Source organism: Acinetobacter sp. UBA3025, assembly GCF_002367915.1.
In the GTDB taxonomy this organism is placed as follows: domain Bacteria; phylum Pseudomonadota; class Gammaproteobacteria; order Pseudomonadales; family Moraxellaceae; genus Acinetobacter.
Window position 1 is genome coordinate 1 of sequence record NZ_DFDO01000200.1, and the last position, 10,956, is coordinate 10,956.

The 10,956-nt window shown below is 44.4% G+C and carries 8 protein-coding genes and 1 pseudogene; 3 read left to right on the forward strand and 6 right to left on the reverse strand.

From position 1 onward, the window contains the following. On the reverse strand, window positions 1–629 hold a 629-nt coding region (locus B4J23_RS08310; RefSeq protein ID WP_291359910.1), incomplete at its 3' end, for a type IV pilus twitching motility protein PilT. A gap of 123 nt (window positions 630–752) precedes the next feature. Here B4J23_RS08310 and B4J23_RS08315 point away from each other — a divergent pair. Beyond that, window positions 753–1,442: a YggS family pyridoxal phosphate-dependent enzyme gene (locus B4J23_RS08315; RefSeq protein ID WP_261634967.1), complete on the forward strand. Its 690-nt coding sequence runs from the start codon at window positions 753–755 to the stop codon at window positions 1,440–1,442. 31 nt (window positions 1,443–1,473) lie between these two features. Here B4J23_RS08315 and B4J23_RS08320 read toward each other — a convergent pair whose 3' ends face one another. From B4J23_RS08320 to B4J23_RS08330, 3 genes are read right to left on the reverse strand one after another with little or no spacing between them, the layout of a single operon-like run. Continuing rightward, window positions 1,474–2,580: an acyltransferase family protein gene (locus tag B4J23_RS08320; RefSeq protein ID WP_291359913.1), complete on the reverse strand. Its 1,107-nt coding sequence runs from the start codon at window positions 2,578–2,580 to the stop codon at window positions 1,474–1,476. A gap of 3 nt (window positions 2,581–2,583) precedes the next feature. Then, window positions 2,584–6,195: an SbcC/MukB-like Walker B domain-containing protein gene (locus B4J23_RS08325; RefSeq protein WP_291359915.1), complete on the reverse strand. Its 3,612-nt coding sequence runs from the start codon at window positions 6,193–6,195 to the stop codon at window positions 2,584–2,586. Window positions 6,196–6,203: 8 nt separating this feature from the next. Continuing rightward, complete coding sequence (locus B4J23_RS08330; RefSeq protein WP_291359917.1) at window positions 6,204–7,457, reverse strand: exonuclease SbcCD subunit D; 1,254 nt, start codon at window positions 7,455–7,457, stop codon at window positions 6,204–6,206. A gap of 629 nt (window positions 7,458–8,086) precedes the next feature. On the opposite strand from B4J23_RS08330, the gene B4J23_RS08335 reads away from it, so the two are divergent. Continuing rightward, entirely contained in the window at window positions 8,087–8,533 is a 447-nt protein-coding gene (locus tag B4J23_RS08335) for an ABZJ_00895 family protein (protein WP_291359919.1), read from the forward strand. A gap of 192 nt (window positions 8,534–8,725) precedes the next feature. After that, entirely contained in the window at window positions 8,726–9,631 is a 906-nt protein-coding gene (locus B4J23_RS08340) for a TIGR01777 family oxidoreductase (RefSeq protein ID WP_291359921.1), read from the forward strand. Here B4J23_RS08340 and thiO read toward each other — a convergent pair. Both thiO and B4J23_RS08350 read right to left on the reverse strand, forming a co-directional pair. Further along, entirely contained in the window at window positions 9,620–10,741 is a 1,122-nt protein-coding gene (thiO, locus tag B4J23_RS08345; RefSeq protein ID WP_291359923.1) for a glycine oxidase ThiO, read from the reverse strand. The genes B4J23_RS08340 and thiO overlap by 12 nt on opposite strands. Before the next feature lie 20 nt (window positions 10,742–10,761). Next, a pseudogene (locus tag B4J23_RS08350) lies at window positions 10,762–10,956 on the reverse strand (porphobilinogen synthase); the annotation flags it as partial.

The following is a 10,956-nucleotide window of genomic DNA, read 5'->3' on the forward strand; positions in this document are numbered from 1 at the left end:
GTTTCAAGGTCACGCATCTCACCGACCAGAATAATATCCGGGTCTTCACGTAATGCAGAACGTAATGCTTCATTAAATCCATGCGTATCACGATGTACTTCACGCTGGTTGATCAGACATTTTTTTGATTGGTGTACAAATTCGATTGGATCTTCGACTGTCAGGATATGGTCATAGCGGTTGTCATTGATATAGTCCAGCATTGCCGCCAGCGTCGTTGATTTACCCGAACCGGTTGGTCCTGTCACCAGTACAATACCACGTGGATATTCACAGATATCTTTAAAGATCTGGCCCATACCTAGATCTTCAATGGTCAGTACTTTAGATGGAATGGTACGGAATACTGCGCCTGCACCGCGGTTCTGGTTAAATGCGTTCACACGGAAACGGGCTACGCCTGGAACTTCAAAAGAGAAGTCAGTTTCCAGATTTTCTTCATAATCACGGCGTTGCTTGTCATTCATGATGTCGTACACTAGTTTGTGTACTTCTTTATGTTCTAGTGCAGGCAGGTTGATGCGGCGTACTTCCCCGTCCACACGAATCATGGGTGGTAAACCTGCTGATAAGTGTAAATCCGACGCACCATTTTTAGCAGAAAAGGCTAACAGTTCTGTAATATCCATAAGGTCCCCGAGTTCATTAAAATGTTATTTATTTTGCTAGAATAATAAGGCTTTCCCACAGCTTAACCAACACTTAGTTGATGAGCAAGGGAAAAAAATCCGCACGAAATGAGAACCCCATCAATGAATATGCTGCAACAGTCACGAAATCAGGTTTTAGCTCAGATCCAGTCCGCCTGCGCTCTGGCGGGGCGTGAGCTGGATTCGGTGCAACTTCTAGCCGTCTCCAAAACCCAGCCTAGCCCTGTGCTGGCAGAAATGTATCAGGCTGGTCAGCGTGCCTTTGGGGAAAACTATTTACAGGAAGCGCTGGAAAAAATCACGGCACTCAAAGACCTGGATATTGAGTGGCATTTTATCGGTCATGTGCAGCGCAACAAAACCAAACATCTGGCAGAAAATTTTGCCTGGGTGCATGGGGTAGATCGCCTGATTATTGCTGAACGTTTATCTAATCAGCGTAGTGATTCTCAAGCTGTGCTTAATATCTGTCTGCAAGTCAATATTGATGGGCAGGATAGCAAGGACGGTTGTCAGCCTGAGGAAGTGGCCGATCTAGTAGCACAGATCAGTCAATTACCGAATTTGCGCTTACGTGGTTTGATGGTGATTCCTGCGCCAGATAATACCCACGCCTTTGCAGATACCAAAGCCTTGTTCGAAGAGGTCAAAAGCCAACATGCAAAACCTGAAGACTGGGATACTTTAAGTATGGGAATGTCTGCCGACATGACTGAGGCGATTGCAGCAGGTTCTACCATGGTACGTGTGGGCACTGCCTTGTTTGGCGCACGTCCTAAAAAAACGGACTGATTTATACTGACAATTGAGTTTTGGGAAAGCGTTATTGCAGAGTAGTTGATAACGCTTTTTTTCTTTGGGGTTCCAGCCAATGGGCCATGAGCCAGGCAAAGGAAATTAAGCTGCACATGCTCATAAATAAGGATAAAACGGCACCCTCAAGACCATGATCAAGCGTTGCAGGAAAGCAGCCCAGAATAAAAAGCAGTAAAGGGAAATGAGTGACATAAAGTGTATAGGAGAAATTTGCAGACTGAGGCCAAACTGGTTGATATTGGCTTTGCTGATGTTGCAGCTGCACAATCCAGCAGACAAAGGCGAGTCCTATACACAGGTTAAACGGCACAAAATAATTTACACGATATAAGTCAGCCTGTTCAATGATATGAAACTGGTAAGCATCCGCACAGGCAATCATAAATGCCAGACCAAATAGGCCCAATTTAATGGGTTGTAGTCGACTTAAAAAACGCAGCTGGATCTGCCGGAATGAATTGGCAAAGGCAACTAGCCAGAGCAGAAAATAAAACAGAAACTGAAAGTTCAGTATGGAAAGCCCTAGAAGCAAGATAAAAAAGCCAATTTTAGCGTTTTCAGAATTTTTTAAAAAAGGCAGAAATCCGGCCAGCATATAAAACCAGACTTCAAAGCTCAGGCTCCAGAGCGGTGCATTGGCAGATACCGTCGGTGTAATAAAGCCATTGAGAAAGAATAAAGAACCCAGAAAATCCCGAGTATCAATGTTATAGGCAGTCCGGATCATCATGCCAAAACTGTTCTGGAACTCATGGCTATGTGAAGCAAAAAATGTAGGTGCTAGTGCATATAGAATTAGACTGAAAGCGGATGCAAACAGAAAGGCCGGTAAAATGCGGCGATAACGCTGCCGTATATACTGCCGCAGATTAAAATTTTCATGTTTTTGGATGTTGTTCTGGATTGATGTTCCGATTAAAAAGCCACTGAGCACAAAAAAGATCATCACAGCAGCCTGGCCTAATAGACGTACCCAGGAATATAGGCTCAGATCAAAAGGCGCGATAAAAGCCTGAAAACTATGACTGAATAGCACCACAATGGCACTGATACCCCGCAAGCTCTCAAGCTGTAAGCTGAAATAGGGCGAGAGCTTGTTCGGGGTAGAGTTCATGCTTTAACCTATAATCTGAATGGTACTGGCACCAGCACCGACCGGTTTAACCTGAATCTGAACCGGAATCCGTTCATGCATCTCCTGTACATGTGAAATCAGCACCACTTTACGGCCCTGACTCTGCAAATGATCCAGCGCATTCATGACCATATGTAAGGAAGCTGGGTCTAAAGTACCAAAACCTTCATCAATAAATAGCGATTCCAGCTTCATAGAGCCGGAAGCCATATTGGCAATCGCTAAGGCTAGAGCCAGAGAGACCAAGAAAGTTTCACCGCCAGAGAGTGACAGGACAGGACGTACTTCACTGTTCATATCCAGATCAATAATCGCCAGACTCAAACTGTCTGGAATCCGGTGCAGCTGATAACGCGGTGCTAGAGGCTGTAATTGCTGATTGGCATATTCGACCAGAATATCCAGATGATGTTCTTGCGCGATTTTCTGGAATTTGGTGCCTTCCTTATGGCCGATCAGGTCATAGATCCGACCCCAACGATATTCTTCAGCTTTGACCTGTTCAATCTGATGCTGGTAGCGTTGTAAGGTCGATTGGTTATTGGCATGTATTCTTAATTTGGTGGCAACCTCATTACAGGCATTTTCCTGTTCAGCTTTTTCCTGTGCCAGACTACTTAAGCGCAGTTCAACTTCTTCAAAGCTAAGTTCAGGCTTGGATTTCAAATGATGCTGATATTGTTCCTCCAGAATATCCCAAGCCGTTTTGGCATTTTCAACCGCCTGATGTTGTGCCTGTAATTGCTGGCGAATTTGCTGATGCTGTTGTAAGTCAATATTCAGGCAATGCTGGATATGCTCGGCATCAAACGCAGGATATGTATTTTGCCAGTCCTGAATAGATTGCTGGCATTGCTTGATCTGCTGTTCTAGTTGCTGAATCTGGGTGATGAAACTCTGTTTTTTCAGTTCAGCCTGTTGTAAACGCTGATCATGCTGCTGGGTCATCAGACTCTGTGCCCGTAACTGTTCATCCAACGCCTGTTGTTGTTGCTCCAAACGGTCACGCCATTCCTGTGCCTTAGGATAAATCTGTCCGGCATGGGTAAGGGTCAGGTGGTTGAGCTGTTCACGTAGCGCTTTACCCATATTCAGCGCCGTATTCATCTTTTGCTGTAACTGTGCATCATATTGCTGATGCAGGCTGAGCTGATCACGTGCCTTTTCAATCTGCTGATTTAAGCTTTGCATGTGAGTCTCTAAGGTTTTGAATTCCTGAGTCTGTTTCTGACGTTGTTGCAGTTGGTGAGATAGCTGCTGACAGCTTGATGAGGCATCAGTAATCCAGGATTTCTGCAAGGACTTAGGCAGTAGATGAAGAACTGGCTGAATCATTTGTTCTAGCTGTAAATGCTGCTGCATGCTAAAACGTAGCTGATCTAACTGTTGCTGTTGCTGACGCCATTGTTTCCAGTCACTTTGCTGATTTTGCAGGGTCTGGACTAGCTGCTGTTGTTCTTGTTGAAGTTGAAGCACATGCTGACCAAGCTGTTGCTGCAAATGATCTGTACTCTGGCTTAAATCCAACAGCAAATCAAATTGCTGAAGGTCCTGATTCAACTGAATCTTCTGCTGTTGTAGTGTCGTATTGAGCTGACTGCTGCGTTGCTGATGTTGCTCAATTAAGGTTTGTAGTTGAGATTGCTGGATTTGTGCTTGCTGATATGCCTGAGTCAGTTGCTGTAGTTTTTTCTGAGCTTCCTGAAGCTGCTGATCATGTAATTGTTGCAAAGCATTTTCTAGCAGTTCCTGATGCTGTACAAAAGGATGCTCATGACTGCCACAGACCATACAAGGCTCATTTGGTTTCAGCTGTGCACGTAATTCCTGAACACTTTGTGCCTGTAATAAACGTTGATAAACCAGTACTTGTTGCAATTGTTCGAAAGCTTGTTCTGCTTCCTGACGTTGTTGCTGTAATTGAACCAGCTCAGTTTCTAGTTGCTTTAAACGATCATGATAGCTTTCTAACTCGCGGTTCAATTGCAGGCTTTCAGTTTCTAAGCCAGCCATTTGCTGTACGGTTCGCATTAAAGCTTCAAGCTTCGAATGCTGGGTACTGAGTTGCTGTTGTTGGATCTGGAACTGTTGGACTTGCTGTTCAAGCTGGTCCAGATGAGTATAGCGCTGAGTGAATTCCTGCAAGCTGGCAGATAAAGCCTGTTGCTGCTGTTCCAGTTCAGTGCGGCTGGATTGGAAAAGTGCCGGGTGCTGCCGCATGAATTTCTGGTGAAGTTCCTGATAGTCCCGCAGGCGTTGCAGAGTCGCCTGCGGTTCGTCATCAAAAACCGCTAAGAAGCCCTGTTGTTCCAGTTGCTTTTGGATCTGTAGATATTGAGCCTGAACCAGTTGTAAATGCTGTTCAGTCTGCGCCAGCTGATTCTGAACAGGCTGAATCTGCTGGGTTCTATAGGTCTGCTGTTCGGCTAAAAGCTGCTTATACTGCTCGCCAATCGATAGCATTTCATGATCCAGTTTGAGTCCCTGATCCAGATAAGGTTTGATCTTATGGAACTCTTGTTGCTGCTGTTGTTGCAGTTGCTGAATGTGCCGTAATTTGTGCTGTTCGCTATCACGCTGCTGTTGAACTGCTGCGAATTCGGCAACAAAGTTTTGCTGCTCAGTCAGTAAATGGCTACGCTGCTTCTGAAACTGCTGTTGCTGGACAAACTGTTCCCGAATCTGCTGAAACTGGTCCAGTTGATCTAATAACTGTTTTTGCGGTGCCATCTTCTGTTCAGCATCCAGCTGAACCGTATAGATTTCTTTTTTGGCCTGAATTTCAGTATAGAGATAATGCTGCTGGCGATGCCATTTCAAGTCATTTTCCAGTACCTTTTCACTCTGGTTTAGATGCTCAACCGCCTGTTTTAAAGTAGTGTGTTGCTGCTGTAGAGTAGCAATATCTTCTTCAGATAACAGTTCCAAATGACCGATTAATTTTTCCAGATCAGCGCGTTTCTGCTTCACTTCACTGTGTTTTTCAAAGGCCTTCTGGCTGACCAGACTGAAAATCTGAGAATTGGTCAGATATTCAAGTAGATCAGCGCGTTCATTATCTTTGGCTTTTAGAAAGGCACCAACCTCAGACTGTGCCAGCAAAACCGCACGGGTAAATTGCTCGAAACTCAAGCCGACCAGTTTTTCAATCAGCGGCGTGCATTCAGAAATTTTCTGGTTCAGCACCCGTTGATCATCAAGACAGGTAATGGCACGATCGACCTTTAAATTACCATCCACTTTCTGCCGGGCACGACGAATTTCCCAGCGTGCCGTATAGCGTTTCTGGTCTAAGGCAATAAACTCAAGCTCGGCAAAACCCTGTACGCAGCCACGACGAAGAATATTTTTGGAATCCTTGATCGAGACATCCTGTCCGCCGGCATCTTTCAGACTACCTGTGGCACCTTTTAAACGTGGAATTTCGTTGTACAGCGCCAGACACATGGCATCGAGCAGGGTGGATTTTCCAGCACCGGTTTTTCCGGTAATCGCAATCAGTCCGGCATGTGCCAGGGGATTTGATTCAAAATCAATATGATGCGTACCAGCGAGAGAGGCGAGGTTATTTAGGCTCAGACGGATAATTTTCATGGCTGATCCTAAGCTTGTTGTTTTTGTGCAAGTTCATGTTGGGCTTCGACCAATAACTGCTGAAAATCCTGCTGCACCGAATGATCCTGGCTATAGCCCATTTTTTCCCAGATATTGAAAAACAGTGATTCAGGTGTTGGAGGTGCCAAGTCAATTTTAGAGCTATCAGCCTGATCTTCTGCCTGACGTTGATAAATCCGGCTGATGCGTAGCAGACGATAACGATCTGGTGGCAGTGCCTGTTCAATCTGCTGACGTAAATCTACCGGTGGCGGTGCATCGGTAGTATATTCAATTTCCAGAAAATGTCGTGCTGCCAGATGCTCAATTTCCCCAGTCGGCAGTGCTTTTACTTTGCTGAGCAGATTTTCCAGATTTTCCCGGATTCTAAATAGCTCGACAGTACGAGGAACTTTCAGCGCTTCACACTGAAAACGCTGTTCAGCATTTTGTTCAGGATCGACTCTGACTTCAACAACCTGATGCGAATAGTTGATCTCACTAAAGGATAGGGGAATCGGGGAGCCACTATAGCGAATATGCGGCTGACCGACTTTCTGCGGTTTATGCAGATGTCCCAGAGCGACATAGTCAATGACTTCATCAAATAGCGCCGTTGAGAGAGCCTCTTCATTGCCGACAATAATGGGGCGTTCCGAATCGGAAGTTTCACCGCCTTGCATATGTGCATGTGACATAAGAATCAGTGCCTGATGTGGCTGCTTACGTGCTTTGGCTTCGGCAATCAACTGTTGGTGCAGATAACTGATGGCATTCTGGCTATTATGGGTATGTTCATTAATGCCGGTAATCTCGGCACTGCGCAAATAAGGTAGAGTTAGGCACCAGGCAATAATCTCTTGCTGCTGGTCATAAATCGGAACCAGCAAACGATCCAGATCAAGAGTATTGTCCGCAGTCCGGCCGACAATACCCACCGCTTTGGCATTAAATTTGGTCAATAAAGGCTGAACCTGTTCAATTCGATAACCTGAATCATGGTTGCCGGCAATCATCAGGGTTTGCATATGCGGTGCCAGTTCATGGGCATCGGCAAGGAATTGATAAAGCTGTCTTTGGGCACTGGAAGCGGGATTGATGACATCAAAAATATCACCGGCAATCAGTAGGACATGTGGCTGTTTTTCCTTGATTTGTTCAAGGAGCCAATTCAGGAATTGTGCATGTTCAAATTCACGGTCATGGTTATGGAAAAATTGTCCCAAATGCCAATCAGAAGTATGTAGAAAATGAACTGCCATGTATACCCACCTTTATTTTTACCTTCCTACTATAGAAAAAAGCCCAGCTAAAAATCTACTTGAAAAAAATATTTTGATCTATTTCATTGCTACACATCATTAAAACTATTTTCAGCGTAGTTTTGAATATTAGAATAATATCTATGAAATCAATAAAATATGATGTTTATATATAAAGTATTGAATACAGCGTTTTTATTTTAAATTTTACTTCAGGCATTTTTCATAGCATCTGGGTAGCAGAACCAATATTTTTTATAAAAATTGCTAAAAACAGACTTGAAAAAATGCAGCCGATCATTATTTTATGCTGCATAAGAAGCTGATAAAAATTTGCAGGCGAATTGCTAAAAACGGTTCGTCCAAAAAATAAAAACCGACGATTCGAGTGATGATGAAATCGTCGGTCAAAGATTTGTGTATAGTGAAAATTTTGGCTGCTATTCAAAATTTTCTAAAACACTGGACTTATTGCTTTAGCAAAGAGAACGAAAATTTGTGGATGCCAGTCCAAATTTCCGAACCTTGTACCCTATATAACGTCAGCATCTCGCTTTAGGTTGACAATAAAATGAAAAAAAAATTAATTTTTTTTATACTAGTTGATTAATCGTCCTTGAGTCCTGCTAATGGTGCCTCTAACTCGCTATTTTCTCTGGTTTTTTTTCCTATGCTTTATTTTTACCTGCATTTGCGGGGTTGTGGCGGCGTTAATGCCGACTGGCATGGGCGCAGTATTAACCATTGTGCCTTATCTGGTGGCGATGATCTGGGTACTATTTAAATTTTTAAAAAAGGAGCAACGGGCGCCCACCCAGGCAGAGCGTAAAAAGTTTACCTTAGGATTCAGCCTGATTTATTGGGGTTATAACCTGGCATTTTTAATTTTAGGGATTGCCATTGCGACACGATCCAATCCGAATGCCTGGCAGGACTTTTTACTATATCTGCAACAGCCACAATTTATGAGCATTGTCGTGATCATGTTCCTGCTCATCGCGATTCCGCTTTATCTGCTGACCTACTGGTTTTATGGCAAACAGGCGCAGCGTATGGCAGCAAAAATGTTTGGCTAAGATTTCGACTCTTTATATCAAAATCGTTGAGATTAAATTCAAAAAGCTAAATCAGGCTGATAGAAAATCAGACGTTTTCTGTATAGCCTGATAACAATTCCTCATTTATCGATCCAGCCTACTTCATCTAACATTTTGATTTATGAGTGACGTATAATTTGAGCAATACAATAATAATGGCTCAGAATAACCATGTATAAACCTGTAGTCCTCATGACAGGCGCCAGCGGTTTTATTGGCAGCCATCTGGTGAAATTTTTACTGGCTCGTGATTATGCAGTGATCGGCCTGACCCGGCAGAAAAAATTGCGAGAAGAGCATCCTGATTTTCACTGGATTAATGATCTGGAAGAATTGAAAAATCATCAGATTGACTATGTGATTAATCTGGCTGGTGAAAGTATCGGGCAGGGTCGCTGGACAGCCGCACGGAAAAAGAAATTGCTGGACAGTCGGTTAAATACCACCAAGCAGTTATATGACTATCTAGAAAAAAATCAGATCAAACCCAAACGTATTATTTCGACTTCAGCGATCGGCTACTACGGAATCGATCCGCAAGAACGCTGGGATACGGTGTGTACTGAACAAAGTCCGCCACAATCCATTTTTATGTCAGAACTGTGTGAGAAATGGGAAAAACTGGCCTTGTCTTATACGGGGCAGGACACCAAAATTGTTCGCTTTGCTGTAATGTTTGGCCAAGGTGGCGGGATTCTTCCGCAGATGTTATTGCCAATTAAGCTGAATATGTTTGGCCGGATTGGCCACGGGCGTCAGCCGGTGACTTGGGTACATTTACAGGATGTCATGCGGGCGATCGAATTCCTGATGCAGCAGCCGACCCAGCAACAGGTATTTAATGTGGTTGCACCTGAAAAAGTCAGTCAAGCGCAATTTGTCCGGATCGCAGCACAGGTGCTGAAGCGTAAACCTTTATTGCCCTTACCAGCTTGCAGTATGAAAATGATGCTGGGTGAACAGTCACAACTGATTCTGAATGGTCAATATGTCCAGCCCAAAGCTTTGCAGGAAGCCGGATTTGAATTTAGCTATCCGACACTGAAAGAAGCCTTGATTGAAATTTTAAACCGTTAAAGAGTGCGGCTGTAATCGCTGTACTGGACTATAAGGCTGTGGATCTACGATGGTCGGTTGCTCCAAGATTAACTGAGACAGCAATTTTCCAGAAGCAGCACCCATACATAAGCCATTACGGAACTGGCCAAAATTGGTCCAGAGATTGTTCAGATGCGGAATTTTGCCGATATAGGGAATGCCATCTGGTGAACTCGGGCGTAAACCTGCCCACTGTTTCACGATTGGGAAATCAATCAATTCTGGTACCATTTCCAGGCAGGCTTCCAAAATATCCTGACGGATTTCAGCAGAAGGCGAAGTATCAAAACCGACCTGACGCATGCTGGAACCACACAGCACATGACCATCACGACGTGGAATCAGATACATGACCTTGTTCATGCACATGGTCGGTAGCCAGTTTTCTGGTGTTTTAAACAGCAGCATCTGTCCTTGAACCGGATGAACTGGAATGTCCAGACCGAGCTGTTCAGACCAGTGTGCAGACCACGCACCAGTGGCAATCACAAACTGATCCGCTTCAAAACTTTGTCCATTTTCAGTGGAAACACTGTGTACATGATCTTGCTGGATATTTAGCTGACTAATATTGCAATGCTCTTGCCAAGTGACACGCGGATGCTGTTTAAGGTAAGCAATAATGGACTGTAACAGTCGCGGATTGCGGATATTGGAAAGTTCTGGAAAATAGATCGCCTGTTTAAATTTCGGATCTACTTTGGAATTGATTTGCTGGATTTGAGGCTGATTCAGATATTTGGCATGTTGCTGTGGATCCTGATATTGCTCGGCATAGCACAGTCCGATTTCAAAATCCGTTTCATCAAAAATCAGCATACCGGTTTCATGGATCTGGAAATCAATCCCGGTAATCGGTTGCAGTTTCTGGTTCCAGGCTTGATACAAGGGTTTGGCATGGCGGGCGAGGGCATTAACGGCATCGGGATAACGCCAAGGATACATCGGGGAGAGGATGCCGCCTCCGGCCCAAGAGGCTGCCTGTCCAGCCGCTTGTTGATCAAAAATCGTAATGGAACATCCCTGTTCAAGCAATTCCAGAGCTGACATCAAGCCGGTAATGCCTGCTCCGATAATGGCGATATGCATTGCGCCAAGGTCCTTCTATTTTATTTCATGTCTTTCAGTTTGAGCGCCGCTTCCTCCGCGAAGTAAGTCCAGATACCATCTGCGCCGGCACGACGGCAGCACATCAGGGACTCTAGAATTACACTATCAGATAACCAGCCATTCTGAATTGCAGCAGCCAGCATGGCATATTCACCACTAACCTGATAAATAAAGGTGGGTATACCGAAGGTATC

What these genes read in the sequence shown, in the direction of transcription:
- B4J23_RS08315 (WP_261634967.1), top strand. Translation starts at nt 753, where the DNA reads ATGAATATGCTGCAACAGTCACGAAATCAGGTTTTAGCTCAGATCCAG.
- B4J23_RS08320 (WP_291359913.1), bottom strand. Translation starts at nt 2,580, where the DNA reads ATGAACTCTACCCCGAACAAGCTCTCGCCCTATTTCAGCTTACAGCTT.
- B4J23_RS08325 (WP_291359915.1), bottom strand. Translation starts at nt 6,195, where the DNA reads ATGAAAATTATCCGTCTGAGCCTAAATAACCTCGCCTCTCTCGCTGGT.
- B4J23_RS08330 (WP_291359917.1), bottom strand. Translation starts at nt 7,457, where the DNA reads ATGGCAGTTCATTTTCTACATACTTCTGATTGGCATTTGGGACAATTT.
- B4J23_RS08335 (WP_291359919.1), top strand. Translation starts at nt 8,087, where the DNA reads ATGGTGCCTCTAACTCGCTATTTTCTCTGGTTTTTTTTCCTATGCTTT.
- B4J23_RS08340 (WP_291359921.1), top strand. Translation starts at nt 8,726, where the DNA reads ATGTATAAACCTGTAGTCCTCATGACAGGCGCCAGCGGTTTTATTGGC.
- thiO (WP_291359923.1), bottom strand. Translation starts at nt 10,741, where the DNA reads ATGCATATCGCCATTATCGGAGCAGGCATTACCGGCTTGATGTCAGCT.